This is a genomic window from Jejubacter calystegiae, assembly GCF_005671395.1.
Taxonomy (GTDB): domain Bacteria; phylum Pseudomonadota; class Gammaproteobacteria; order Enterobacterales; family Enterobacteriaceae; genus Jejubacter; species Jejubacter calystegiae.
Genome location: NZ_CP040428.1, coordinates 4,745,737 through 4,772,544, shown reverse-complemented (window position 1 = coordinate 4,772,544; position 26,808 = coordinate 4,745,737). Strand labels below are relative to the sequence as shown.

Sequence of the window (26,808 nt, the reverse complement as noted above, 5' to 3'; positions counted from 1 at the left end):
CCTCCTCTCCCGGAGGGAGAGGGCAGGGTGAGGGTGGTTTTACGAATTTTGATTAACGCCCGGTATTCGCCGGGCCAACTGGAAGCATGCTGACTATGGCTACGATTCATGTAGACGGCAAAGAATACGAGGTAGATGGAGCGGATAACCTGCTACAGGCTTGTCTCTCCCTCGGCCTTGATATTCCTTACTTTTGCTGGCATCCGGCGCTGGGAAGCGTAGGTGCCTGCCGCCAGTGTGCGGTGAAGCAGTATCAGAATGCGGAAGATACCCGCGGCCGCCTGGTGATGTCCTGTATGACCCCGGCCGCTGACGGCACCTTTATCTCTATTGATGATGAAGAGGCAAAACAGTTCCGCGAAAGCGTGGTGGAGTGGCTGATGACTAACCATCCCCACGACTGCCCGGTGTGCGAAGAAGGGGGCAACTGTCACCTTCAGGATATGACGGTAATGACCGGCCACAGTTTCCGCCGTTACCGCTTTACCAAGCGCACCCACCGCAATCAGGAACTCGGCCCCTTTATCTCTCACGAGATGAACCGCTGTATCGCCTGCTACCGCTGCGTGCGTTACTACAAAGATTACGCGGACGGCACCGACCTTGGGGTTTACGGCGCCCACGACAACGTCTATTTCGGGCGCCCGGAAGACGGTACGCTCGAGAGTGAGTTTTCCGGCAACCTGGTGGAAGTCTGTCCGACCGGGGTCTTTACCGATAAGACTCACTCCGAGCGCTACAACCGTAAGTGGGATATGCAGTTCGCTCCGAGCATCTGCCAGCAGTGCAGCATCGGCTGTAACACCAGCCCTGGTGAGCGCTATGGCGAGCTGCGTCGCATTGAAAACCGCTATAACGGTAGCGTAAACCACTATTTCCTGTGCGATCGCGGCCGTTTTGGCTACGGCTACGTTAACCTGAAAGACCGTCCACGCCAGCCGGTACAGCGCCGTGGCGATGATTTGATTGCGCTCAACGCTGAACAGGCGATGCAGGGCGCGGCGGATATTCTGCGTCAGTCTAAAAAGGTTATTGGTATCGGTTCACCGCGCGCCAGCATTGAAAGCAACTTCGCGCTGCGCGAGCTGGTGGGTGCCGACAACTTCTATACCGGCATTGCCGGTGGCGAGCAGGCGCGCATTCAGATGATGCTGAAGGTGCTGCGTGAAAGCGGCGTCAGCACGCCATCGCTGCGTGATATCGAATCCTATGATGCGGTGTTGGTCCTCGGTGAGGATATCACCCAGACCGGCGCCCGCGTTGCGCTGGCTATCCGCCAGGCGATTAAGGGGAAGGCGCGCGAGATGGCTGCCGCCCAGAAGGTGGCCGACTGGCAGATTGCCGCCATCATGAATATCGGTCAGCACGCCAAACACCCGCTGTTTGTCACCAACGTAGATGCTACCCGCCTCGACGATATGGCAGCCTGGACCTATAAGGCGCCGGTGGAAGATCAGGCGCGTCTTGGCTTCGCTATTGCCCACGGGCTGGACGACAGCGCTCCGGCAGTGGAAGGGCTGGATCCGGAGCTGGGCCGTAAGGTGGATGTCATCGTACAGGCGCTGGCTGGTGCGAAGAAACCGCTGATTATTTCAGGCACTAACGCCGGTAGTGAAGCCGTGCTGCAGGCAGCGGCCAACGTGGCCAAAGCGCTGAAAGGGCGTGGTGCCGATGTCGGCGTCACTATGGTTGCCCGTGCGGTCAACAGCGTTGGGCTGGGCATGATTGGCGGCGGTTCTCTTGATGAGGCGCTCACCGAGCTGGAAAACGGCAGCGCCGATGCGGTCATCGTGCTGGAAAACGATCTGCATCGTCACGCTTCGAAAGCGCGGGTTGATGCGGCTCTGAGCAAGGCGCCGCTGGTGCTGGTTGTCGACCATCAGCGCACGGCGATTATGGATCATGCGCATCTGGTGCTTTCCGCTGCCAGCTTCGCAGAAAGCGACGGAACGGTCATCAACAATGAAGGTCGCGCCCAGCGCTTCTTCCAGGTTTACGACCCGACCTACTACGACAGCAGTGCGATTATGCTGGAAAGCTGGCGCTGGCTGCATTCGCTGCACAGCACGGTGGAAAACCGCGAGGTGGACTGGACCCAGCTTGACCACGTGATCGACGCCTGCATTAAGCAGTTCCCGGAACTGGCCGGTATTAAAGATGCCGCTCCTGATGCCTCTTTCCGCATCCGCGGTCAGAAACTGGCGCGTGAACCGCACCGTTACAGCGGCCGTACCGCCATGCGCGCCAACATCAGCGTGCATGAACCGCGTCAGCCGCAGGATCAGGACTCAATGTTCGCCTTCTCAATGGAAGGGAACAACCAGCCGGGAGCCGCGCGCTCTCAGGTACCTTTTGCCTGGGCGCCAGGCTGGAACTCCCCGCAGGCCTGGAACAAATTCCAGGACGAAGTGGGCGGCCATTTACGCCATGGCGATCCTGGCGTTCGCCTGATCGAAGCGGCCGACGGTCAGCTTGATTACTTCAGTGACGTTCCTGCACGTTTTACTCAGCAGGAAGGAAGCTGGCTGATCGCACCTTACTACCACCTGTTTGGCAGCGACGAGATGTCGGCTCGCTCGCCGGTGTTCCAGAGCCGTATGCCGCAGGCTACGGTGCGCCTTAACCCGGCCGATGCTGCAAAGCTTGGCGTTAACGAAGGCGCCATGCTGACCTTTAGCTGGGAAGGGCAGGCCATTACGCTGCCGCTCACGCTTTCCGAAGGGCTGGCGCCGGGTCTGGTGGGATTACCGATGGGCATGCCGGGTATCGCGCCGGTCCTTGCCGGGGCACGTCTTGATAACCTGAGGGAGGCAGCGCAATGAGTTGGTTAACACCGGATGTTATCGAGATCCTGCTGAGCGTCCTGAAGGCCATTGTGATCCTGCTGGTCGTGGTCACCTGCGGCGCCTTTATGAGTTTTGGCGAGCGTCGTCTGCTGGGCCTGTTCCAGAACCGCTACGGACCTAACCGTGTGGGCTGGGGCGGTTCGCTGCAGCTGGTGGCGGACATGATCAAGATGTTCTTTAAAGAGGACTGGATCCCGAAATTCTCGGACCGCGTCATCTTCACCCTGGCGCCGATGATCGCCTTCACCTCGCTGCTGCTGGCCTTTGCTATTGTGCCGGTCAGCCCTAACTGGGTGGTGGCCGATCTGAACATCGGGATTCTGTTCTTCCTGATGCTGGCGGGTCTGGCGGTCTACGCGGTGCTGTTCGCTGGCTGGTCGAGTAACAACAAATACTCTCTGCTGGGGGCGATGCGCGCTTCGGCCCAGACCCTGAGCTATGAGGTGTTTATCGGGCTCTCCCTGATGGGTGTGGTGGCGCAGGCCGGTTCATTCAATATGACCGACATCGTCAACAACCAGGCGCATCTGTGGAACGTCATTCCGCAGTTCTTCGGCTTTGTCACTTTCGCTATCGCAGGCGTTGCGGTGTGTCACCGTCACCCCTTCGACCAGCCGGAAGCCGAACAGGAGCTGGCGGATGGTTACCATATCGAATATTCCGGCATGAAGTTCGGTCTGTTCTTCGTCGGGGAATACATCGGAATCGTCACCGTTTCGGCGCTGATCGTCACGCTGTTCTTCGGTGGCTGGCATGGTCCGTGGTTGCCGCCCTTCATCTGGTTTGCGCTGAAAACCGCATTCTTCATGATGATGTTTATTTTGATCCGCGCGTCACTGCCGCGCCCGCGTTATGACCAGGTCATGTCCTTCGGTTGGAAGGTGTGCCTGCCACTGACGCTGATCAATTTGTTGGTGACCGCCGCGGTCATTCTCTGGCAGATGCCATAAGGGGTGAGAAAACCATGACATTGAAAGACTTAGTGGTTGGTTTCGGCACCCAACTACGCAGTATCTGGATGATTGGCATGCACGCGTTCGCCAAACGCGAAACGCGCATGTATCCGGAAGAGCCGGTATATCTGCCGCCGCGCTACCGTGGCCGTATCGTGTTGACCCGCGATCCGGACGGCGAAGAGCGCTGCGTGGCCTGCAACCTGTGCGCGGTCGCCTGCCCGGTGGGCTGTATTTCTCTGCAGAAAGCGGAAACTAAAGACGGGCGCTGGTATCCGGAATTCTTCCGTATCAACTTCTCGCGCTGCATCTTCTGCGGCCTGTGCGAAGAGGCCTGTCCCACCACCGCGATTCAGCTGACGCCGGATTTCGAGCTGGGCGAGTTTAAGCGCCAGGATCTGGTGTATGAAAAAGAGGATCTGCTGATCTCCGGTCCGGGCAAGTACCCGGAATATAACTTTTACCGGATGGCGGGTATGGCAATCGACGGCAAAGATAAGGGCGAAGCGGAAAACGAAGCTAAGCCTATCGACGTCAAAGGCCTGTTACCTTAAGGAGTCGGGAATGGAATTTGCTTTTTATATCTGCGCCCTTGTGGCGGTCCTGGCCACCCTACGGGTGATCACCCATACCAATCCGGTGCATGCGCTGCTGTATCTGATCATCTCTCTGTTGGCTATCTCGGGCGTTTTCTTCGCGCTGGGCGCCTACTTTGCCGCGGCGCTGGAGATCATCGTGTACGCCGGAGCCATCATGGTGCTCTTCGTCTTCGTGGTGATGATGCTTAACCTGGGCAAGTCGGTGGTGGATCAGGAACGCGAGTGGCTGAAGCCGCAGCTGTGGATTGGTCCGGGGCTGCTTTCCGCCATTCTGCTGGCAGTGGTGGTTTACGCCATCCTGAGCGTTAACGACCAGGGCATCGACGGTACCGCCATTAGCGCCAAACAGGTCGGTATCGCGCTGTTCGGCCCCTATGTTCTGGCGGTGGAGCTGGCTTCTATGCTGCTGCTGGCGGGCCTGGTCGTAGCCTTCCACATCGGGCGTGAGGAGAGGCCAGGCGAGCTTTTGAGCAACCGCCCTGGCGATAGCGCGAAAAGAAAAACGGAGGAGCACGCATGATCCCGTTACAACATGGACTGATTCTGGCCGCCGTGCTGTTTGTTCTTGGGCTGACCGGTCTGGTCATTCGTCGCAACCTGCTGTTTATGCTGATTAGTCTGGAAGTGATGATTAATGCGGCCGCCCTCGCCTTTGTGGTGGCGGGCAGCTACTGGGGTCAGGCCGACGGTCAGGTGATGTATATCCTGGCTATTAGTCTTGCCGCGGCCGAAGCCAGTATTGGCCTGGCGCTGCTGCTGCAGCTCCATCGTCGTCGCCAGAATCTGAATATCGATTCAGTAAGTGAGATGCGCGGATGAATCTGCTCTGGTTAACTATTGTTCTGCCACTGATTGGCTATTTGCTGCTCGCTTTTTCCCGCGGGCGCTGGTCGGAAAACCTGGCGGCTGCGGTGGGCGTCGGTTCCGTCGGTCTGGCGGCGCTGGTCACCGCGTACGCCGGTATGGAGTTTATGGAAAACGGTCGCCAGGCTTTCAGCCTGCCGCTGTGGACCTGGATGTCGGTAGGCAACTTCCATATCGACTTCACCCTGGTACTGGACGGTCTGTCGCTGACCATGCTGAGCGTGGTCACCGGCGTAGGCTTCCTGATCCATATGTTCGCCTCCTGGTATATGCGCGGTGAAGAGGGTTACTCCCGCTTCTTCGCTTACACCAACCTGTTTATCGCGAGCATGGTGGTACTGGTGCTGTCCGATAACCTGCTGATGATGTATCTCGGCTGGGAAGGGGTGGGGTTGTGCTCTTATCTGTTGATCGGTTTCTACTACAGCGACCCGAAAAACGGCGCGGCGGCGATCAAAGCCTTTGTGGTCACCCGCGTGGGCGACGTGTTCCTGGCCTTTGCGCTGTTTATCCTCTACAACGAGCTGGGAACCCTGAACTTTCGCGAGATGGTTGAGCTGGCGCCGGCGCACTTCGCCGCGGGCAACAATATGCTGATGTGGGCGACCCTGATGCTGCTGGGCGGCGCGGTGGGTAAATCGGCACAGCTGCCGCTGCAGACCTGGCTTGCGGATGCGATGGCCGGTCCGACGCCGGTTTCCGCGCTGATTCACGCGGCGACCATGGTGACCGCGGGCGTTTACCTGATCGCCCGTACTCACGGCCTGTTCCTGATGACGCCGGAAGTGCTGCATCTGGTAGGTATCGTCGGCGCTGTGACTCTGGTGCTGGCGGGCTTTGCAGCCCTGGTGCAGACCGATATCAAACGCGTGCTGGCCTACTCCACCATGAGTCAGATTGGCTATATGTTCCTGGCGCTGGGGGTTCAGGCCTGGGATGCCGCTATCTTCCACCTGATGACCCACGCCTTCTTTAAAGCGCTGCTGTTCCTGGCATCCGGCTCGGTGATTCTGGCCTGCCACCACGAGCAGAACATCTTCAAGATGGGCGGACTGCGTAAGTCGATTCCGCTGACTTACGCCAGCTTCCTGGTGGGGGGCGCGGCGCTGGCTGCGCTGCCGGTGATTACCGCTGGCTTCTACAGTAAAGATGAGATTCTGTGGGGCGCCGCGGCTGGTGGTCATAACATCCTGATGCTGGCCGGTCTGGCCGGGGCGTTCCTGACCTCTGTCTACACCTTCCGCATGATCTTTATTGTGTTCCACGGCAAAGAGCAGATTCATGCTCATCCCGGCAAGGGCATTACCCACCATCTGCCGCTGATTGTGCTGATGATCCTCTCCACATTCGTGGGGGCGCTGATTGTGCCGCCGCTGGCAGGCGTTCTGCCGGAGAGCGACTTTGGTCACGACGGCAAAATGGCGCTGGAAATCACCTCTGGCGTGGTTGCCGTAGTGGGGATCCTGATTGCAGCCTGGCTGTGGCTTGGCAAGCGTCGCCTGGTGACCGCAGTGTCCAACAGCGCGCCGGGCCGCTTCTTCGGTACCTGGTGGTTCCACGCATGGGGCTTTGACTGGTTATACGACAAAGTCTTCATCAAACCGTTCCTGGGTATCGCCTGGCTGCTTAAACGCGATCCGCTGAACGGCATGATGAACATCCCGGCTATCCTTTCCCGCCTCTCAGGCCGTGGCCTGCTGCTGAGCGAGAACGGCTACCTGCGCTGGTATGTGGCATCCATGAGCATTGGTGCGGTCGTGGTACTGGCCCTGCTGATGGTACTGCGCTGAGTTGCAGATGTGGGCATCGCCCCACGAAGAGAACAATTTTTAGGTCATTATTCCTGATAACCAGGCCGGGCCTGAACAGGAATTAAGAGAAGGGACAAACATCGCCATGTTATTACCCTGGCTAATACTAATCCCCTTTATCGGTGGGTTTCTGTGCTGGCAGACTGAACGCTTCGGCGTGAAAATGCCGCGCTGGATCGCGCTGATTACCATGGGGCTGACGCTCGCACTCTCCCTGCAGCTCTGGCTGCAGGGGGGTTACTCTCTGACTCAGGCGGCAGGAGTGCCACAGTGGCAGGAGCAGTATGTTCATGACTGGATCCCGCGCTTTGGCATCTCCATCCATCTGGCGATGGATGGCCTGTCACTGCTGATGGTGGTGCTGACCGCGCTGCTCGGCGTGCTGGCGGTACTCTGCTCCTGGAGAGAGATCGAGAAGTATCAGGGCTTCTTCCACCTGAACCTGATGTGGATTCTGGGTGGCGTTATCGGGGTATTCCTTGCCATCGATATGTTCCTGTTCTTCTTCTTCTGGGAGATGATGCTGGTACCGATGTACTTCCTGATCGCACTCTGGGGTCATAAAGCCTCTGACGGGAAGACCCGCATCAGCGCAGCCACCAAGTTTTTCATCTATACCCAGGCGAGCGGTCTGGTGATGTTAATCGCTATTCTGGCGCTGGCGTTTGTTCACTATAACGCCACCGGCGTCTGGACCTTTAACTACGAGCAACTGCTCAATACGCCGATGTCTCACGGCGTTGAATATCTGCTGATGCTCGGTTTCTTTATCGCCTTTGCGGTGAAGATGCCGGTGGTACCGCTGCACGGCTGGTTGCCGGATGCGCACTCTCAGGCGCCGACCGCCGGTTCCGTGGACCTGGCGGGGATTCTGCTGAAGACCGCGGCCTACGGTCTGCTGCGCTTCTCGCTGCCGCTGTTCCCTAACGCGTCTGCGGAATTTGCCCCTATCGCCATGTGGCTGGGCGTTATCGGTATCTTCTACGGTGCCTGGATGGCCTTCGCCCAGACCGATATCAAGCGTCTGATCGCCTATACCTCGGTTTCCCATATGGGGTTCGTGCTGATTGCCATCTATACCGGCAGCCAGCTTGCCTACCAGGGCGCGGTGATTCAGATGATTGCCCACGGTCTTTCTGCGGCGGGTCTGTTCATCCTGTGTGGTCAGCTCTACGAGCGTATGCACACCCGCGATATGCGCCAGATGGGCGGTCTGTGGAGCAAGATTAAGTGGCTGCCAGCCATGTCGATGTTCTTCGCCGTCGCCACCCTGGGGATGCCGGGGACCGGTAACTTCGTGGGCGAATTCATGATCCTGTTCGGTAGCTTCCAGGTTGTGCCGGTAATCACCGTTATCTCCACCTTCGGTCTGGTGTTCGCCTCGGTTTATTCGCTGGCGATGCTGCACCGCGCGTGGTTCGGCCAGCCGAAGAGCGAGGCGGCGAAACAACAGCTTCCTGGGATGTCACTGCGCGAACTGTTTATCATTCTGTTGCTGGTGGTGTTGCTGGTACTGCTCGGGGTTTACCCGCAGCCGATTCTGGACACTTCTCACGCTGCTATGGGCAACATCCAGCAGTGGTTCACCAGTTCAATTTCAACTACAAGGCCGTAATTCGCCATGACTTTAACTGCACAACACTTGATTGCGCTGCTACCGCTGTTAATCGTGGGGTTAACGGTGGTGGTTGTGATGCTCTCCATTGCGTGGCGACGCGACCACTTTATCAATGCCACGCTGTCGGTTATCGGGCTTAATGCTGCGCTGCTGTCGCTCTGGTTTGTCGGGCAGGCGGGCGCGATGGATGTCACGCCGCTGCTGCGGGTCGATGGTTTCGCCATGCTCTACACCGGGCTGGTGCTGCTGGCAAGCCTCGCGACCTGTACTTTCGCCTATCCCTGGCTGGAGGGGTACACCGATAACCGCGAAGAGTTCTACCTGCTGGTGTTGATCGCCTCGTTGGGTGGCATTCTGTTGGCTAACGCCAACCATCTGGCTGCGCTGTTCCTGGGTATTGAGCTTATCTCACTGCCGCTGTTCGGTCTGATTGGCTACGCCTTCCGTCAGAAACGCTCTCTGGAAGCCAGTATCAAGTACACCATTCTGTCGGCGGCGGCCTCGTCGTTCTTGCTGTTCGGGATGGCTCTGGTCTATGCCGAGTCCGGTTCTCTCTCCTTCGTGGCGCTCGGTAAGAGCCTGGCCGACAGCATGCTGCATGAGCCGCTGCTGCTGGCAGGTCTGGGGCTGATGATTGTCGGTCTGGGCTTTAAGCTCTCTCTGGTTCCTTTCCACCTGTGGACGCCGGATGTCTACCAGGGGGCGCCTGCGCCGGTTTCCACCTTCCTGGCTACGGCCAGTAAAATCGCTATCTTCGCCGTCGTGATGCGTCTGTTCCTGTACGCGCCGCTGGGCGACAGCGATGCGGTGCGGGTGGTACTGGGTGTCATCGCCTTCGCCTCCATCATCTTTGGTAACCTGATGGCGCTGAGCCAGACCAATATCAAACGTCTGCTTGGTTTCTCGTCTATCTCTCACCTGGGCTATCTGCTGGTGGCGCTGATTGCGCTGCAGAATGGTCAGATATCGATGGAGACGGTAGGGGTCTACCTGGCGGGTTATCTGTTCAGCAGCCTGGGCGCCTTTGGTGTCGTTAGCCTGATGTCCAGCCCGTATCGCGGACCAGATGCCGACTCGCTGTACTCTTACCGCGGGTTGTTCTGGCACCGTCCGGTTCTGTCGGCGGTGATGACGGTGATGATGCTGTCGCTGGCGGGTATCCCGATGACGCTGGGCTTTATTGGTAAGTTCTACGTGCTGGCCGTGAGCGTGGATGCGCACCTGTGGTGGCTGACCGCCGCCGTGGTTATAGGTAGCGCCATCGGCCTTTACTACTACCTGCGTGTGGCCGTGAGTCTCTACCTGAGCGCGCCGCAGCAGCTGAACCGCGATGCGCCTTCCGACTGGGCCTTCACTGCGGGCGGTGTGGTGGTGCTGATCTCGATGCTGCTGGTACTGGTGCTGGGCGTCTGGCCACAGCCGCTGATTAGCCTGGTGCAGATGGCGCAGCCGCTGATGTAATGCCGTTTGTCCGCTTCAGGTTTGGGCAATGAGAGCCTCTCTCCCCGTCGGGGAGAGAGGCTCTGTTTCATTTACCCCGGGTAAATAATGATTATGTCCGGTTTAACGGTAACCTTCACTGAACGGCCGGTCTGGAATCCGGCTTCGCCCAGCCAGCGGCCCTTCAGATACAGGCTGGGGCGGTGGCTGTAATTGGCTGTGGTTAGCGGCCTGTTAGTATTCGGGCACTGGTGGGTCGCGATGGTGTTAATCAGCGTTTGTCTCGCATTATTTCGCTGTTGTTTCATTGGGTAGGAATATTTTCGTAATGATGCTGTTTTCAGGCGAAATATGTACGCATGGTGGAATATTCCGTTCGCGTTGTGTTCATTTTTCTTCTGTTGAATTCGGTGCCGGTGAACGGGTAAGGAGGCTCAGACGCCGCCTCCTTACAACCTGGCTTTCCGGCGTGAAAATCGCCCTTCGGGATTACTCGGCCCGTCCCTGGGCCTCGCCCCTCCGGGGCCAACGCCTGCGGCGTTGTTCAAAATTGCTCCCGGCAATTTTGTCCTCCGCTTTTCCCGTCCGCCGGACGGGTCGGGCATAACGGCATATATGGACGCTCCCGGATCGCAAATGTTTTTTCAGTAAAAATGACAAAGTGGTAGCTGCAGCCATATATTCGGTCTTTATTCCAGGGATTTTCCCCTGACCATGATGAGTAGCCGCCAGGTGAGTACCAGACATCCACTACGGGCTTTTCCGCCCCTGTGCCGTCACGGCTTCTCTCACCTGCGGTCTTACCTGTTTTGCCATCTTACTGATTACACCCGCACTTCCGGTAACGTGTGACTCTGTTTACTGTAACCCGTAGCGTCAGCCTGAGCCTGTATCAGGCTGGCGTTGCGGGGTGGTATTCTGTTCCGCGCCTCAGCATCGCCCACAGTATCCGGGTGGTTTTATTGGCCTGTGCGGTGACTGCCACGTTGTGAGGTTTGCGCTGCATCAGCGCCAGCAGCCATGGGGGTTCCCTGACCGGTTCGCTGAATCCAGGCTGCCACCGCTCTCGCCCCGTGAACCAGAAGGAAGCGAAAATAGCTGTCCCCCCGTTTGCTGATGTGCCCCATTTCTGGTGACCTCCGCTGGAATGCTCCCGGGGAGTCAGCCCCACGCAGGCGGCAAACTGTTTTGCCGAGCCGAACTGCTGTACGTTTCCGACAGAGGCCACAACATAAGTGGCTGTCAGCAGACCCACGCCCGGCACCTGCGCCACACGCTGACAATCCGGGCGGCTTCTGAACCATGCCGTGAGCTCTTTTTCCACCTGCGACAGCTGGTTGTCCAGCTCCCGGATATGCGCCAGCTGGCGGGCGGCGCTGGACCGGACCAGAGGTGAAAGCCCGTTTTCATCATCACCCAGGATATCGGACGCGCACTGATGAACCTGCCGACGCCCCCCCGGAATGACAAACCCAAATTCAGCCAGCATCGCCCGCAGGCTGTTAATCACGGCGGTTCGCTCCCGGATAAGCAGACTCCGTTCGATATGCAGTGTCAGTACCGCCTGCTGCTCTACCGTTTTTATTTCAACGAAACGCATGTTTGGCCGGGTGACAGCCTCGCAGATGGCTTCTGCATCTGCCGCATCTGTCTTGTTCGTTTTGACGTAGGGTTTTACATACTGAGGTGGAATCAGTTTCACCTGATGACCGTGCTCCCTGAACAGCCGCCCGAAGTGATGGCTGGATGAACACGCCTCCATCCCGATAAGGCAGGGCGGCAGGTTGATAACAAACTGAACAAACCGGGCACGTGACAGACGCTTACGCAAAACGGTATTCCCGTTGTGATCAACGCCGTGAAGCTGGAAAACACTTTTTGCCAGGTCAATACCGAGAGTTGATACTTGCATGATGGACGCTCCTCATTTGTCAGGACGTTATACAACGATCCAGTCTGGTACACTGATACCGTAAAATCTGGAGCGTCCATCTCATTATCCCTGTGCCGTATGCCCTCAGCCAGACATCCTTGTCTGGCTGACCCTGGCGGCCGTGAACGCTGCGGCAATTTTTAGGCCGGGACATAACTCCCTCGTCGCTTTAGTCTGTTTTCTTAAACGACACCGGCAATGGCTTTCCTGATTAATTTGGGCAGAAGATGAAAGGCGGTGACATTCCCCCGGCTCAAAAATGCCGACGGGATTCCGGCTCTCAGGGACGCCCCGCAGGGATGTGGGGCGAGGGCGCGCCTTACAGGGACGTTACATCGCGCCCGGTCCCGTTAAGAGAGCCGGGAGCACGGAGGGGACCCGAAGGGCATTTTTTTCGCCGGGCGCCGGGGGTTGTCAGGGGGCCGGGCGTAAGGCCCCCTGGCCCGTTCACCGACTCCGGAACTGGCATAAGAAAAACAGACTCAACGTGAACGGAATATTCCACGATGCGTACATATTCCTCCACAAAGTGCATTGCTCCGCGCTAATCTGCGATGAACCAAAAAAATGCCCATCACCAGTACCCCAGCCACTTCCACCATAGCCCGCCGACGGTTAACCAGACCACCAGGTTAATGACGCTCATAATAAAACCGGCCTTCCACCACTGCCCAAGCGTGGTATAGCCGGAACCGAAAATAATCGGCGCCGTACCGGTGGCGTAGTGGGTTAACGACATCATCAGCGAAGAGGAGAACCCCAGAATCAACCCCAGCAGCACAGGCGGCGCGCCCAGTGCGATACCGGCCGCGAAGAAAGCGGCGAACATCGCGGTGACGTGGGCGGTGGTGCTGGCGAAGAAGTAGTGGGAATAGAGGTAGACCAGGGTTAACAGTAGCGTACTGCTCACCCAGCCCAGCCCCATATGGCTGATACTGCCGCCGACTGCCAGCGACAGCCAGTGAATCAGCCCCAGCTTGCCCAGGAAGCTGGCCATCATCACCAGCGCGGCAAACCAGACCACCGTATCCCAGGCGCCTTTATGTTTCAGAATATCGTCCCAGCTCAGTACGCCGCTACCTAACAGCACCGCCAGCCCAATCAGTGCCGCGGTAGTCGGATTCACCGCCAGCGCCGGGCCAAACAGCATGGCCGGAACGCCCGCCCACAGCAGCAGCAGTAGCGCGAAGACGGCCAGGGTGATTTTTTCCGGTAGCGTCACCGGACCCAGCCCCTGTAGCTTTTCCCGAGCGAAATGGGGCGCGTCCGGCGTGCTTTTAATTTCCGGGGGATAGAGGAAATAGACAATCAGCGGCATCAGCAGTAGCGAACAGACGCCCGGTACCAGCGCCGCCAGCGCCCACATGCCCCAGCTTAGTTCTACGGCCCCGTGAGTGCCTTTGGCGATCAGGCTAACCACCAGGGGGTTCGGCGCCGTGGCGGTAATGAACATCGCCGAGGTGATCGGGTTGATATTGTAGTTAACCAGCGCCAGATAGCGGCCGATTTTACCGCTGCTATTCAGTTCGGGCCGGGAGCCAAAGCTGTCGGCAATCGACTTCATAATGGGGTGAATAATACCGCCGCCGCGTGCGGTATTGCTGGGCGTGACCGGCGCCAGGGTGGTTTCCGCCAGGGTCAGGGCATAGGCGATCCCCAGCGTTTTCCTGCCAAACAGCGAAATAAAATAGTAACCGATACGCGCTCCCAGCCCGGTTTTATTCAGACTGATGGAGATCATCATCGAAAAGCCAATCAGCCAGATCAATGGATTAGAAAATCCACTCAGGGCATCGCTGAGCGCAGCGCCAGGCTTACCTGGATTAGTGACGCCGGTGACGGCGACCAGGGCAATAGCAATAATCGATACCGCGCCAATAGGCATGGCCTTACCGATAATCGCGATAATGGTGCCGATAAACAGCGCCAGTAGCTGCCAGGCATTCGGCTCTACGCTTGGCGGCGGCGGAATAAAAAACCAGAGCGCCAGGGTGACGGCAACGGCAACCAGTGTGGGAACAGGCCTGAGCGGCGTGAGTTTATCCATAACATCCCCATTTATTACCCGCGATCGTTCAGATTGGCTGACGACAACCTGAATTTTGTTGGGATGACTTAACGTAATGGTGTTCCGGCAACGGGACGTCCCGGTGGCTCAAGCGTGGGGGGATGCGGTGTTTCTCTCAATGATGTATATCAATGCGATGGGGGATATATGCGATCGTCCTGATAAACGTGCCGGATAGCGTGCTGATATCCGGCCTGTACGGGGGGCTTAAAGGGATGCGCTGTAAAAGTCCTCCGCCAGCTCAGTTTCCGGAAACAGCGCCCGGCTTTCGGCCAGCAGGGCGGCAGCGCCCTCCGGACTATAGCGTGAGCTGATATGGGTAATAATCAGCCTGGCGGCATGGGCATCCCGGGCCAGTGCTGCGGCCTGGCGACTGGTTGAGTGGCCGCGACTATTGGCTTTTTCCGCCATGGCGTGCTCCAGCGTCGCTTCATGAACGATCAGATCTGCTCCGTTGGCGAGCATCAGCGCTGCGGGCCCTGGCGCCGTGTCGCCGAAGATGGCTACAGTTTTGCCGCGTTGAGGTGGCCCCAGCCATTCGCGGCCGTCAATAACGCGGCCATCCTCCAACCTGACGCGCTCGCCTTTTTTCAGCTTCTGGAACAGCGGACCGGGGGAAACGCCCGCTGCCGCCAGACCGCGGGCGTCCAGAGTTCCTGGCCGGTCGTGCTGCTCAATGCGCCAGCCGTAACACTCCACCGGATGCACCAGGGAAGCGGCGCTGACCCGCAGGTCGCCATCATCAAAAATCTGACCCGCTTCAATTTCATGAATTTCCAGCGGATAGTCGGTCCAGGAGCCGCTGAGTCGCAGACAGGTTTCAACATATTCCCGCAACCCTTCAGGCCCGTACAGGGTGAGCGGCGCGACGCTGCCCGCCATGGAGCGGCTACACAGCAGGCCCGGCAGGCCGAAAATATGGTCGCCGTGCAGATGGCTGATAAAGATCTTCTCGATATTTCCCGGATGGCTGGCGGTGCGCAGCAACTGGTGTTGGGTGCCTTCACCGCAGTCGAACAGCCAGCGTCCGCTGCCCTGATCGCCGGGCTTAAACAGAATGGCGGTGACATTGCGCGAGCGGGTCGGGACACCGGCGGAGGTGCCGAGAAAAGTCAGTTCCATGGTAATGTTCTGTTGTCTGCGTAAATTGAAGTACCAGTATAACGATAACCGTAAGATAAATAAGGAACTCATCATGATTCAGTGGCAGGACCTGCACCATTCCCAACTTTTGGTAACTCAGCTTTATGCGCTGCTACAGCTGCGCTGCGCGGTGTTTATCGTCGAGCAAAACTGCCCCTATCAGGATATCGACGGTGAAGATCTGCGAGGCAGCAACCGCCATATTCTGGGCTGGCGTGAGGGAGAGCTGGTGGCATGTGCCCGATTACTGGAAGAGCCGGATGGTGTGGTCGCCATCGGTCGGGTGATCGTGTCCCCTCAGGCCCGGGGCGAGAAGCTGGGCTATCAGTTAATGGAACAGGCGCTGGCGGCCTGTAAGCGCCACTGGCCCGGTGTCGGACAGCGGCTGGGCGCTCAGGCTCACCTTGAAGCATTCTATGCCAGCTTCGGCTTTCAGCCTGTGACCGATATCTATGACGAAGATGGTATCCCCCATATCGGTATGGCGCGCAGCTAGAGTACGCAAATTACCCATATCCTGGCTATAGTCAGTTGAGGTTAACTTGTATGAGGGAGGTAAAGAATGGCAGGGGCTTCAACTGGTTATCGTAACAATCCGGAAGACGATCTGGCGCAGCTCAGGGAAACTCTGGACGAGATCCTGCACGCTTCCGACGATCCCACGGATCAGAAATATATCGAGCTGCGCGAGCTTGCAGAGCAGCGGCTGCATCATATCAGGCAGCGCCTGAGCAGCGCATCGGACAGCTATTACTACCGGGCGAAAAAGGCGGTGTGCTGCACCGACAGCTACGTCCGCGATAATCCCTGGCGCGGGGTAGGTATCGGCGCCGCTGTTGGCGTGATTCTGGGGTTATTACTGGCCCGCCGCTGATTTCGCACATCGTGCGTCATTGCTGACCTTACCTAATGGGTGGGATTTCTCTTTGCTACCCAGACCACGTATACTTCAGGGCTTTTCAGGGAAGGTGGGGTTACCGTGAATTCACTTACTGGGGCATTGAATCAGCTGCTGCGTCAGCTCGATGGCCCGTTTCCTGAAGCGCCCGGCCTGCGGCAGTTTTATGTCACCGTGACGCCGGAAGGCGAACCCGACGGGCTGGCGTGGCTGGCGAGCCAGTGGCTGTGGCCGCAATTTTACTGGCAACAGCGCGACGGCGTGGAAGAGCTGGCGGCGCTGGGTGCGGTGCGCCGCTTTTCCAGCCTTGCAGCCGCCCGGGATTTTCTGACGGCGGAGCAGGGTGGCGCGCTGATGCGCGTCTGCGGCCTGAACACTTTTGACCCTGGACAGGGTAGCCTGTTCGTTCCGCGCCTGCTGTGGCGTCATCGGGGCGATGAAATCACACTGACGTTAACGCTTTATAGCGAGCATAGCCTCCAGCAGGATGCGCTGGTCGCGCGCCGTTTTCTCCGCCGTCTTGTCGCTCCTCAGCCTCTGGTTGCCATGACCGGTGAATGCCTGGAAGAGCGACACCTGCCCGACAGGGAAGGGTGGCATAGCATGATTACCCGGGCGCTGGATGCGATCATCGCTGGTGATATGGAAAAAGTAGTACTGGCCAGAGCCAGCGATCTGCGCTTTAGCTGCCACCTTTCGCCCGGCTCGCTGCTGGCAGCCAGTCGGGCGGTTAACCGCGGTTGCTACCACTTCTTTATGGCCTTTAATGAGGGTTCGGCCTTTCTGGGCTCCAGTCCGGAGCGTCTGTGGCGCCGTCGCGGTCTGGCGCTCACCACCGAAGCGCTGGCGGGCACCGTGGCCGGGGACGATGACGACGGACGCGCGGCGCATCTTGCCCGGTGGCTGCTGAACGATGAAAAAAACCAGTACGAAAACAGCCTGGTCGTCGAGGATATCTGTCAGCGGCTGGAAGGCGCCGCCAGCGTGACGGACATTGCAGAAGCGCGAATTGTCCGGCTGCGCAATGTCCAGCATCTGAGACGTGATATCGAGGCCCGACTGGCTCAGCCTGACGATGCTCTGTGTTTGCAGCGGCTCCAGCCCACCGCCGCCGTAGCAGGGCTGCCGCGCGAAGCGGCGCGGCGTTTTATTGAACAGGTGGAGACCTTTGACCGTGAGTGGTATGCCGGCTCTGCGGGCTGGCTCTCCGTTGATGACAGCGAATTTTGCGTATCGCTGCGTTCGGCACGCGTTCAGGAAGACCGCCTGAGGCTGTATGCCGGCGCCGGGATAGTGGCGGGCTCAGTGCCCGATGCCGAATGGCAGGAAATAGAAAATAAAGCGGCGGGATTGCGCTCGCTGCTGTTTTCGTCCGGGCGATGAATGCGCTGATACCGATATATATCAATAATCAGACCTGGCGCAATTCTTATAATATTTGATAAATGAATACCGGACTCCGACATGTCAACAAGTACCTTTAACCGCCGCTGGGCGGCCGTCATTCTGGAAGCGCTGACTCGCCATGGCGTGCGCCACGTTTGCATTGCGCCTGGCTCACGCTCCACGCCGCTTACGCTTGCGGCGGCGGAAAACGGCGCCTTTATCTGTCATACCCATTTTGATGAGCGCGGGCTGGGCCATCTGGCGCTGGGGCTTGCCAAGTCTGGCGGAGAGCCGGTCGCAGTCATCGTTACTTCCGGTACGGCGGCGGCGAATCTCTACCCGTCGCTTATCGAAGCGGGGCTAACCGGTGAGCGCCTGATTCTGCTGACCGCGGACCGTCCGCCGGAGCTGATTGATTGCGGTGCCAATCAGGCGATTCGCCAGACCGGAATGTACGCCAGTCATCCGAGTCAAACCCTTTCCCTGCCGCGCCCGACGCCGGATATTCCGGCCCGCTGGCTGGTTTCGACGATCGACAGCGCCATGGGACAGCTACGTGCCGGGGGGCTGCATATCAACTGCCCCTTCGCCGAGCCGCTCTACGGTGAGCCGGACGCCAGCGGTCTGCCCTGGCAGCAGGCGCTGGGTGACTGGTGGCAGGAGGACACTCCCTGGCTGCGTGAAGAGCAGGAGCTGGGCTGCGCGCGCCAGCGTGACTGGTTCTTCTGGCGTCAGAAACGCGGCGTGGTGGTGGCCGGTCGGCTGAGCGCCAGGGAGGGCGAACAGGTCGCCGCATGGGCTAAAACCCTGGGCTGGCCGCTGATTGGCGATGTGTTGTCCCAGACCGGTCAGCCATTGCCCTGCGCCGATCTGTGGCTCGGTAACGCCCGGGCGGTGACCGAACTGAACGAAGCGCAGGTGATTATCCAGTTCGGCGCCAGCCTGACCGGCAAGCGTTTGCTGCAGTGGCAGGCGACCTGCCATCCGCAGGAGTACTGGCTGGTAGACAACCTGGAAGGACGGCTCGATCCTGCTGCCCATCGCGGGCGTCGCCTGGTGGCGGAAGTGGCCGACTGGCTGGAGATGCATCCCGCGGAAAAACGCGCCCCCTGGGCACAGAGCCTGGCGCCGCTCTCAGAGCAGGCCAGAGCGCGGGTCGGGCAGATGACAGAAACCTTTGGCGAGGCTCAGGTTGCCAGCCGACTGCCGCAGCTACTGCCGCATCAGGGACAGCTGTTCCTGGGCAACAGCCTGGTAGTCAGACTGGTGGATGCGCTGGCGCAGATGCCTGCGGGGTATCCGGTTTACAGTAACCGTGGCGCCAGCGGCATTGATGGTTTGCTTTCGACCGCCGCCGGGGTACAGCGTGCCGTCGCGCGGCCGACCCTGGCTGTGGTGGGCGATCTTTCGGCTCTTTACGATCTAAATAGTCTGGCGCTGCTGCGTCAGTGTCCGGCGCCTTTCGTGCTGCTGGTAGTGAATAACAACGGCGGTCAGATCTTTTCGCTACTGCCAACGCCGGTGAATGAGCGCGAGCGCTTTTACTGCATGCCGCAGAACGTTGATTTTTCTCACGGGGCGGCGATGTTCGGTCTGAACTATCAGGCGCCGCAGAGCTGGGAAGAACTGACGGCGGTCATGGATAATGCCTGGCGAACGCCGGGGGCCACCGTGGTGGAACTGAAGGTCGAAGAAACCGCAGGCACCCGGACGCTCCAGCAACTGCTGGCGCAGGTCAGCCATCTGTGAAACTCCACGCTACTGCTCATCTGGCCCGGGATGAACATTCTCCCTGGCTGGTCTGGCTGCACGGCTTTCTCGGCAGCGGCGAGGAATGGCGGCCCTTTATGCAGAGCTTTCCCGGCTGGTCTCAGCTGTGGGTGGATCTGCCGGGACATGGCGGCTCTGCGGGTATCGTGGTGAATGGCTTTGACGATGTCAGCGCCCGGCTGGCGGCAACGCTGGCGTATCACGGTATTGCGCGTTACTGGCTGGTGGGCTATTCGCTGGGTGGTCGGGTGGCGATGTATCACGCCTGTCTGGCCCGACCCCAGGGGTTACAGGGGCTGGTGGTGGAAGGTGGAAATCCCGGTCTTGAAACCCCTGCGGCCAGACGTGAGCGGGCGGAGAATGACGCCCGTTGGGCTATGCGACTGCGCTCGGAACCGCTGGAACAGGTGCTGGACGACTGGTATCGCCAGCCGGTATTTCGCCATCTGAGCGCGCAACAGCGCGCGGCGCTGGTCGAACTTCGCCGCCGTAACGATCCCCGGGCACTGGCGGCGATGCTGGAAGCCACCTCGCTTTCGCGCCAGCCGTATCTGGTTCCGCAGTTAAAAGCGCTGACAATTCCTTTTTATTATTTGTGCGGCGAGCAGGACGCGAAATTTCGCGCGCTGGCAAACCGCAATACGTTGCCGCTACGTACCATTCCCGGCGTCGGGCATAACGCTCACCGGGAAAATCCACAGGCGTTTAGCGCGACGCTTTCTGAATTACTTCATTCGGCTTATGAGGAAAAACCATGATTTATCCAGATGAACAAGAGCTCTATGCCCCGGTGAAATGGCACGACTGCTCGGAAGGTTTCACCGATATTCGCTATCACAAATCGGAAGATGGGATCGCGAAGATCACGATTAACCGCCCGCAGGTGCGTAACGCCTTTCGCCCGCTGACCGTTAAAGAGATGCTCCAGGCTCTGGCCGATGCCCGTTATGATGATGGCATTGGCGTTATTGTTCTGACCGGAGAAGGGGATAAAGCCTTCTGCGCAGGCGGCGATCAGAAAGTGCGCGGCGACTACGGCGGCTATCAGGATGACGGCGGGGTTCATCATCTCAACGTGCTGGATTTCCAGCGCCAGATTCGTACCTGCCCGAAACCGGTGGTAGCGATGGTGGCGGGCTACTCCATCGGCGGCGGCCATGTTCTGCATATGATGTGCGACCTGACCATCGCGGCGGAAAACGCCATCTTTGGTCAGACCGGGCCGAAAGTCGGCTCCTTCGACGGCGGCTGGGGCGCTTCCTATATGGCGCGCATCGTGGGGCAGAAGAAGGCGCGTGAAATCTGGTTCCTGTGTCGCCAGTACGATGCGCAGCAGGCGCTGGATATGGGGCTGGTCAATACAGTCGTACCGCTGGCGGAGCTCGAAAAAGAGACCGTGCGCTGGTGTCGCGAAATGCTGAAGAACAGCCCGATGGCGCTGCGCTGCCTGAAAGCGGCGCTGAATGCCGACTGTGACGGTCAGGCGGGGCTGCAGGAGCTGGCGGGTAACGCCACCATGCTGTTCTATATGACCGAAGAAGGTCAGGAAGGACGTAATGCTTTTAACCAGAAACGCCAGCCCGACTTCAGCAAATTTAAGCGGAACCCCTGATGCGTAGCGCCCAAATCTGGCGCTACAGCCTGCCGATGGAGGCGGGCGTCGTGCTGCGCAACCAGCGGCTGAAAAGTCGGGACGGTATGGTGGTTCGCCTGTGTGAGGAAGGCCGTGAGGGATGGGGCGAAGTCGCGCCGCTGCCGGGCTTTAGTCTGGAGTCGCTGGCGGAGGCCGAGCGCCAGACGCTGGACTGGGTCGATGACTGGTTAGCGGAAAACAACCCCGACTGGCCGTCGGCGCCGTCAGTGGCTTTTGGTCTGAGCTGCGCGCAGGCGGAATTGACGGGCGAATTGCCTCTGGCGGCGGAGTATCGCGCAGCGCCTTTATGCACTGGCGATCCGGATGAGCTGTTCGCTATGCTGCAGGCGCTGCCGGGCGATAAGATCGCCAAGGTGAAGGTGGGGCTTTATGAAGCGGTTCGCGATGGCATGGTGGTGAATCTGTTACTGGAGGCCATTGGCGATTTACGGCTGCGGCTGGATGCCAATCGCGGCTGGACGCCGCTTAAGGCGCGACAGTTTGCTAAATATGTGAATCCGGAAGTCCGTTCGCGCATCGCTTTTATCGAAGAGCCCTGCCAGACCCGCGAGCAGTCACGGGAATTCGCCCGGGAGAGCGGTATCGCTATCGCCTGGGATGAGAGCCTGCGGGAAGCGGATTTTACTTTCGAGGCGGAACCGCATCTGGTGGCAGTGGTGATTAAGCCAACCCTGACAGGCAGCCTGGAACGGGTGCGGCAACAGGTGGCGCAGGCCAGGGCGGCGGGTCTGGAAGCGGTGATTAGCTCCTCCATCGAGTCCAGCCTGGGGCTCACCCAAATGGCAAGAATCGCCGCCTGGCTGACGCCGGGAACCCTCCCAGGTCTGGATACTCTGTCGCTGATGGAAGCGCAACTGGTACGGCCCTGGCCCGGCAGTTCGCTCCCTGTTATTGCACATAGCGCGCTGGAGCGAGTGCGATGACGTTTAACGACTGGCCCTGGCGCCACTGGCGCCGGGAGCGGCCTGATGCTCCGGCGTTGTGGATCGACCAGCAACGGCTGGACTGGCAAGACCTGGGGTTACGGGTAGATGCCCTGGCGGCGGGTTTCCGGGAACAGGGCGTTCATGAAGGCGATGGCGTAGCGCTGCGGGCCAAAAACGGTGGGCAAACTCTGCTGGCCTGGCTTGCGTTGCTACAGTGCGGAGCCCGGATCCTGGCGCTGAATCCGCAACTGCCGTCCACGCTGCTGGCAGCATTACTGCCTGAGATGACCCTGAGCCATGCGCTGGATCTGACCGGAGAGGCATCGCTTTCCGGTCTGCCAGCCCTCGAGTGTCGGGAAACGGCGGGTGAAGCGGTAGTACCGTGGCTACCCGGGCGTCTGGTGTCAATGACCCTGACTTCCGGCTCTACCGGTCTGCCGAAGGCGGCGGTACACAGTGCCGCGGCCCATCTGGCCAGCGCCGAAGGGGTGCTGGCGCTGATGCCTTTTGAACCGGAGGACTGCTGGTTGTTGTCTCTGCCGCTGTTCCACGTTTCGGGGCAGGGAATATTGTGGCGCTGGCTGCTGGCGGGAGCGACCCTGGCGGTGCGCGCCATGCATCCGTTACATGACGCGTTACAGGGGTGTACTCATGCCTCCCTGGTGCCCACCCAGCTCTGGCGCTTGCTGAACGAGGAAACCAGACCGGTGCGGCTTCGCGAAGTGCTGCTGGGTGGGGCCGCGATACCGGCATCCCTGACCCGGGAGGCGGAAGCGCGGGGCATTCGCTGCTACTGCGGATATGGTCTTACGGAACTGGCTTCTACGGTTTGTGCTCGCCGGGCCGATGGCGAAGGCGATGTGGGGCCAGCGCTGCCCGGGCGCGAAGTCAGGGTGGTGGATGACGAAATCCAGATTCGCGCCGCCAGTATGACCAGCGGTTACTGGCGTAACGGCAATGTGCAGCCGGTGGTCGATGCCCGGGGATGGTTCCATACCCGGGATCGCGGCGTGTTAAGGAACGGAACGCTGACCGTGCTGGGGCGTCTCGACAACCTGTTCTTTAGCGGCGGCGAAGGGATCCAGCCCGAGGCGATTGAACGAATCATCGCCGCGCATCCTGGCGTGCATCAGGTGCTGGTCGTACCGGTGGCGGATGTCGAATTTGGTCATCGTCCGGTCGCGGTGGTGGAGTGCGACGGCGCGCTGAATCTGGATACGCTTCGCGGCTGGGCCGCAGAGCATCTGGCGCGTTTTCAGCAGCCGGTATGCTGGCTGCTTCTGCCGGAAACGTTGAAGTCTGGCGGCATTAAAATTTCTCGCCGTGCCGTGCAGACGTGGGTGGAACAGCAGCGGTTATGATCAACAGAAAAGGCCGCCGATATCCCGGTGGCCTGTGTGTTATGCCTGGCTCTGCAACTGCGCCATGTCCTGCGCGCTAAGGCCGGTGATTTTTGACACCGTTGCGGGGGAAAGCTCGCTGTTCAACATCGCGAGGGCGATTTGTCGCGTGGCTTCGCGAATGCCTTCCTGGTGCCCTTCAATGCGGCCCCTTCGCTTATCACTCCGGGCTTTTCGGACCGGGCGAGAGTCGCCGTCCCTGGCGACCTCGCCCTGGAGCGACATCCCTGTCGCTCCTCCGGCCCTGCGTGAACGCTTCGGCGTTTTTTAAGCCGGGATTAGGCCGCCGCTGCTATGTGCTGCTACAGCCATCAACTTGCGCTGGCTTCTTCCTCTTTGTCTTTACCGCGCTGGCGGCGGCGCGCCAGCCGCACCAGCGGTGGAACCACGATTATCAACACGGCCAGCACCAGCAGGGATTTGGCCACGCCGCTTTCCCACAGGATATTGAGATTGCCATTACTGATAGAGAGCGCGCGACGCAGGTTCTGCTCCAGCAGTTCTCCCAGCACGAAGCCCAGAATCAGCGGTGACATGGGGAAGTGCATCTTGCGCAGGATGTAGCCCAGGATCCCCAAACCTACCATCAGTAGCAGGTCGAAGGTGGTGCTGTGTACCGCATAAACCCCTACCGCAGAGACGGCGGCGATAGCCGGTACCAGGAACCATGAAGGGATCGCGAGCATCCGGGTAAACAGGCCGATCAGCGGGATGTTCATCACCAGCAGCATCACGTTGGCGATAAGCAGCGCCGCGATCAACCCCCAGACGATATCGGGCTGTTCGGTGAACATCGCAGGACCTGGGGTGATGTTATAGAGCGTCAGGGCGCCCATCATCACCGCCGTGGTGCCGGAGCCAGGAACGCCGAGCGTCAGCATCGGAATAAAGGAGCCGCAGGCCGAGGCGTTATTCGCCGCTTCCGGTGCCGCCACGCCGCGAATATTCCCTTTACCAAAGCTCTCTTCATCGCCGCTGATTTTTTTCTCCATCATCCAGGTGATAGCGCTGGCGATGGTGGCACCGGCGCCGGGTAGGATCCCTACGAAGAAACCGATGAACGAGGATCGCAGCGTGGTGCCTGCGCACTGGCGCGCTTCCTTAAGGTTAAACAGCAGGCGCCCGGTTTTGCGCACCAGGCCCTGGCCGCTACTGGTGCTCTCCAGCATCAGCAGGATCTCGGATACCGAGAACAGGCCAATCACCACCACCACAAACTGGATGCCGTCGGAAAGATGCACGCTGTCGAAGGTAAAGCGGTAAACCCCGGTATTGGCATCGACGCCGACTGTCGCCAGCCCCAGACCGATTAACGCCGCCAGGAAGGACTTCAGCGGGTTCTGAGCCATCATGCTGCCCAGACAGGCGATAGCAAACACCATCAGCGCAAAGTATTCCGCCGGACCGAAGGCCAGCGACCAGTTGGCCAGCAGCGGGGCGAACAGGATGATACCGCAGATAGCGATCAGCGATCCCACGAAGGAGCTGACGGCAGAAATAGAGAGCGCCACGCCTCCGCGTCCCTGTTTCGCCATCGGGTAACCGTCCAGCGCCGTCATAATGGCGCCAGCATCCCCCGGAACATTAAGCAGGATCGAAGAGATACGCCCGCCATATTCACAGCCGATATAGACGGTGGCCAGCAGTATCAGCGCCGATTCGGGGGGCAGATGCAGGGCAAAGGCCAGCGGCAGCAGGATAGCCACGCCGTTAATCGGTCCAAGGCCCGGCAGCAGCCCGACGATGGTGCCGACAAAACAGCCGATCAGGGCGATCATCAGGTTGCCGGGGGTCAGTGCCACGGCAAAGCCCTGGGAAAGATAGAGCCAGGTATCCATCGCGGTCTCCGTTATTGAGGCAGCCACGCGCCCAGGGGCAGCGTGACGTCCAGCAGTCGATCAAAGGCATACCACAAGGCGATGCCCAGGAAGGCGCCGGAAAGCAGCGCCGCGGGAAGCCTGGCGCCAAACAGCAGGCCAAGCGTGGCGGTGAGTAACGCGGTGGCCAGCGCAAAGCCGAGCCACTCAAAACTCCAGGCGTAAATCACCAGCGCCAGCATCATAATCAGCAGGCGGCGCAGGGTAGTGGCAGACGGCCAGTCCACTTTTTCCGGGCGGCGCACCAACAGCATCAGTGAGCACAGCAGCATCAGCGCCATAATGACGACCGGAAAGGGACGAGGCCCCACCGGCTCATAGCTGTATTCGCTGTGGATCTGCCAGCCGACAATCAGCCCACCGATACATAGCAACGCCCAGATAACGGCAAAAATACGATCGCTCATCGTAGCCTCCGGTTATTTCGCCAGACCGAACTCTTTGGCTTTATCGCGGTAGTAGGTCACCTGTTTCTTCACGTAGGCATCCAGATCTTTGCCGGTTTTATTGAATTCAAACAGGCCGCGCAGATCGCGCTGTTTCTTGAATTCGTCGCTCTGCTGGAGTTTGTTAAAGGCGTCCACCCACCACTGATAATCGGCGTCGCTAACCTTAGGCCCAACGTAGAAACCGCGCATCACAGACCATTCCACGTCGTAGCCCTGCTCTTTGGCGGTGGGGATATCAGCCAGCTTGCCGGGCAGGCGCTTGTCCGACAGCACTGCCAGTACGCGGATCTTATCGCCGCCGACATAGGGGATCATTTCACTCAGATCGCCGGAGATGGCCTGAACGTGATTGCCGAGCAGAGCGGTAATGGGTTCGCCGCCCCCTTCAAAGGCGACGTAGCGCATCTTGCGCGGATCGACCTTCGCCTGTTGAGCGACAAGCGCCGTTTTCATCCAGTCCTGGCTGCCGATAGAGGCTCCGGCACCAAAGACGACGTCGTTGGGATTCTTTTCCAGCGCGGTCATCAGATCCTTCAGGTTTTTCCACGGGGAGTCGGCGCGAACGGCGATCATGCCGTAGTCGGTACCGACGCTGGCGACCCAGCGCACATCGTCAACGCCGTAGCGGCCAAACTTGCCCTGAGCCAGGTTAAGCAGGGAGCCGCCGGAAAAGGCGACCACGGTGCCGGGCTCGTCTGGGCGCTGGGCGATGACGGCGTTATAGACCACCGCCCCCACGCCGCCAGGCATATAGGTGACACGCATCGGTTTTTCGATGGCGCCGGTCTCCAGCATGCTGACCTGCAGCAGCTTACAGGTCAGGTCGAAGCCGCCGCCGGGCTTGGCGGGAGCGATACATTCGGTACGCGACGGCGCCTTTTGCTCCGCCTGGGAAGGCAGCGCGCCGAGCAGCAGGGGGAACACGGCCAGGGTCGCGATCAGGCTCTTTTTCATTGCTTATCCTCATGCCATAGATGTGAGTCATTGTTATTGCTTGTCGTGGACCGCCGGTGACGGCCTGGTTGCGTGATTGTTAAGGCAGTTACCTTTCATTTCCCTTTCAGCGACGGATGGATGTGAATTTATGTGACGGGGGTCGTGGGTTAACCGGCTGAAGAGACGAGATTATCGCGGTACCGTTTTGCTAACCCACCTGCAAATACGGCAATCATT

24 protein-coding genes are annotated in these 26,808 nt (G+C 59.4%); 16 read left to right on the top strand and 8 right to left on the bottom strand.

Features of this window, described 5'->3' with window-relative positions; translation table 11 throughout:
* The first annotated feature begins 95 nt into the window (after window positions 1-95).
* The 8 genes from nuoG (at window position 96) to nuoN (ending at window position 10,152) form a co-directional block, all read left to right on the top strand.
* Window positions 96-2,822 carry an NADH-quinone oxidoreductase subunit NuoG gene (gene nuoG / locus FEM41_RS22310; RefSeq protein WP_138098577.1) on the top strand — a complete coding sequence of 909 codons (2,727 nt, stop codon included), beginning with the start codon at window positions 96-98 and terminating at the stop codon, window positions 2,820-2,822.
* A complete protein-coding gene (gene nuoH / locus FEM41_RS22305; protein ID WP_138098575.1) occupies window positions 2,819-3,796 on the top strand; it encodes an NADH-quinone oxidoreductase subunit NuoH in 978 nt (325 codons plus the stop codon). Before nuoG ends, nuoH begins: the two co-directional genes overlap by 4 nt.
* Before the next feature lie 14 nt (window positions 3,797-3,810).
* A complete protein-coding gene (gene nuoI, locus FEM41_RS22300) occupies window positions 3,811-4,353 on the top strand; it encodes an NADH-quinone oxidoreductase subunit NuoI (RefSeq protein ID WP_138098573.1) in 543 nt (180 codons plus the stop codon).
* A gap of 10 nt (window positions 4,354-4,363) precedes the next feature.
* The gene (gene nuoJ / locus FEM41_RS22295) at window positions 4,364-4,918 is read left to right on the top strand and encodes an NADH-quinone oxidoreductase subunit J (protein ID WP_138098571.1); all 555 of its coding nucleotides are present in this window, start codon (window positions 4,364-4,366) and stop codon (window positions 4,916-4,918) included.
* Complete coding sequence (nuoK, locus tag FEM41_RS22290; protein ID WP_138098569.1) at window positions 4,915-5,217, top strand: NADH-quinone oxidoreductase subunit NuoK; 303 nt, start codon at window positions 4,915-4,917, stop codon at window positions 5,215-5,217. The genes nuoJ and nuoK overlap by 4 nt, the downstream gene beginning before the upstream one ends.
* Complete coding sequence (gene nuoL / locus FEM41_RS22285; protein WP_138098567.1) at window positions 5,214-7,052, top strand: NADH-quinone oxidoreductase subunit L; 1,839 nt, start codon at window positions 5,214-5,216, stop codon at window positions 7,050-7,052. Before nuoK ends, nuoL begins: the two co-directional genes overlap by 4 nt.
* Before the next feature lie 106 nt (window positions 7,053-7,158).
* Complete coding sequence (gene nuoM / locus FEM41_RS22280) at window positions 7,159-8,688, top strand: NADH-quinone oxidoreductase subunit M (protein ID WP_138098565.1); 1,530 nt, start codon at window positions 7,159-7,161, stop codon at window positions 8,686-8,688.
* Between the two features lie 6 nt (window positions 8,689-8,694).
* The gene (gene nuoN / locus FEM41_RS22275; protein ID WP_138098563.1) at window positions 8,695-10,152 is read left to right on the top strand and encodes an NADH-quinone oxidoreductase subunit NuoN; all 1,458 of its coding nucleotides are present in this window, start codon (window positions 8,695-8,697) and stop codon (window positions 10,150-10,152) included.
* A gap of 71 nt (window positions 10,153-10,223) precedes the next feature.
* Here the strand turns inward: nuoN and FEM41_RS22270 are convergent, their stop codons facing one another.
* The 4 genes from FEM41_RS22270 to rnz form a co-directional block, all read right to left on the bottom strand.
* Entirely contained in the window at window positions 10,224-10,439 is a 216-nt protein-coding gene (locus FEM41_RS22270) for a SymE family type I addiction module toxin (protein WP_138098561.1), read from the bottom strand.
* 584 nt (window positions 10,440-11,023) lie between these two features.
* Window positions 11,024-12,043 (bottom strand): IS110 family RNA-guided transposase, encoded by a 1,020-nt coding sequence (locus tag FEM41_RS22265; protein ID WP_241666549.1) that lies wholly within the window; start codon window positions 12,041-12,043, stop codon window positions 11,024-11,026.
* Window positions 12,044-12,638: 595 nt separating this feature from the next.
* A complete protein-coding gene (locus FEM41_RS22260; protein WP_138098559.1) occupies window positions 12,639-14,111 on the bottom strand; it encodes a DASS family sodium-coupled anion symporter in 1,473 nt (490 codons plus the stop codon).
* A 228-nt stretch (window positions 14,112-14,339) separates the two neighbouring features.
* Window positions 14,340-15,254, bottom strand: coding sequence for a ribonuclease Z (gene rnz, locus FEM41_RS22255; RefSeq protein WP_138098557.1), 915 nt, complete (start codon window positions 15,252-15,254; stop codon window positions 14,340-14,342).
* Between the two features lie 73 nt (window positions 15,255-15,327).
* Between rnz and FEM41_RS22250 the strand changes: the two genes are divergently transcribed.
* The 8 genes from FEM41_RS22250 (at window position 15,328) to menE (ending at window position 23,270) form a co-directional block, all read left to right on the top strand.
* A complete protein-coding gene (locus FEM41_RS22250) occupies window positions 15,328-15,771 on the top strand; it encodes a GNAT family N-acetyltransferase (protein ID WP_138098555.1) in 444 nt (147 codons plus the stop codon).
* 66 nt (window positions 15,772-15,837) lie between these two features.
* Window positions 15,838-16,149, top strand: a complete 312-nt coding sequence (locus FEM41_RS22245) for an ElaB/YgaM/YqjD family protein (protein WP_138098553.1) — start codon at window positions 15,838-15,840, stop codon at window positions 16,147-16,149.
* A 105-nt stretch (window positions 16,150-16,254) separates the two neighbouring features.
* Window positions 16,255-17,556 (top strand): isochorismate synthase MenF, encoded by a 1,302-nt coding sequence (menF, locus tag FEM41_RS22240; protein ID WP_138098551.1) that lies wholly within the window; start codon window positions 16,255-16,257, stop codon window positions 17,554-17,556.
* An 81-nt stretch (window positions 17,557-17,637) separates the two neighbouring features.
* Window positions 17,638-19,308: a 2-succinyl-5-enolpyruvyl-6-hydroxy-3-cyclohexene-1-carboxylic-acid synthase gene (menD, locus tag FEM41_RS22235; protein WP_138098550.1), complete on the top strand. Its 1,671-nt coding sequence runs from the start codon at window positions 17,638-17,640 to the stop codon at window positions 19,306-19,308.
* Window positions 19,305-20,087 (top strand): 2-succinyl-6-hydroxy-2,4-cyclohexadiene-1-carboxylate synthase, encoded by a 783-nt coding sequence (gene menH, locus FEM41_RS22230; protein ID WP_138098548.1) that lies wholly within the window; start codon window positions 19,305-19,307, stop codon window positions 20,085-20,087. Before menD ends, menH begins: the two co-directional genes overlap by 4 nt.
* Entirely contained in the window at window positions 20,084-20,941 is an 858-nt protein-coding gene (gene menB, locus FEM41_RS22225; RefSeq protein ID WP_138098546.1) for a 1,4-dihydroxy-2-naphthoyl-CoA synthase, read from the top strand. The genes menH and menB overlap by 4 nt, the downstream gene beginning before the upstream one ends.
* Window positions 20,941-21,906 (top strand): o-succinylbenzoate synthase, encoded by a 966-nt coding sequence (gene menC, locus FEM41_RS22220; protein WP_138098544.1) that lies wholly within the window; start codon window positions 20,941-20,943, stop codon window positions 21,904-21,906. Before menB ends, menC begins: the two co-directional genes overlap by 1 nt.
* Window positions 21,903-23,270: an o-succinylbenzoate--CoA ligase gene (gene menE, locus FEM41_RS22215; RefSeq protein ID WP_138098542.1), complete on the top strand. Its 1,368-nt coding sequence runs from the start codon at window positions 21,903-21,905 to the stop codon at window positions 23,268-23,270. The genes menC and menE overlap by 4 nt, the downstream gene beginning before the upstream one ends.
* A 39-nt stretch (window positions 23,271-23,309) precedes the next feature.
* Here the strand turns inward: menE and FEM41_RS22210 are convergent, their stop codons facing one another.
* The 4 genes from FEM41_RS22210 to FEM41_RS22195 all read right to left on the bottom strand — a co-directional run bounded on the left by FEM41_RS22210 (window position 23,310) and on the right by FEM41_RS22195 (window position 26,589).
* On the bottom strand, window positions 23,310-23,534 hold the full coding sequence (locus FEM41_RS22210) for a hypothetical protein (protein ID WP_138098540.1): 225 nt from the start codon (window positions 23,532-23,534) through the stop codon (window positions 23,310-23,312).
* Window positions 23,535-23,620: 86 nt separating this feature from the next.
* Window positions 23,621-25,147, bottom strand: a complete 1,527-nt coding sequence (locus tag FEM41_RS22205) for a tripartite tricarboxylate transporter permease (RefSeq protein WP_138098538.1) — start codon at window positions 25,145-25,147, stop codon at window positions 23,621-23,623.
* Window positions 25,148-25,158: 11 nt separating this feature from the next.
* Window positions 25,159-25,593 (bottom strand): tripartite tricarboxylate transporter TctB family protein, encoded by a 435-nt coding sequence (locus tag FEM41_RS22200; RefSeq protein WP_138098536.1) that lies wholly within the window; start codon window positions 25,591-25,593, stop codon window positions 25,159-25,161.
* Between the two features lie 12 nt (window positions 25,594-25,605).
* Window positions 25,606-26,589: a Bug family tripartite tricarboxylate transporter substrate binding protein gene (locus FEM41_RS22195; RefSeq protein ID WP_138098534.1), complete on the bottom strand. Its 984-nt coding sequence runs from the start codon at window positions 26,587-26,589 to the stop codon at window positions 25,606-25,608.
* Between the last annotated feature and the right edge of the window lie 219 nt (window positions 26,590-26,808).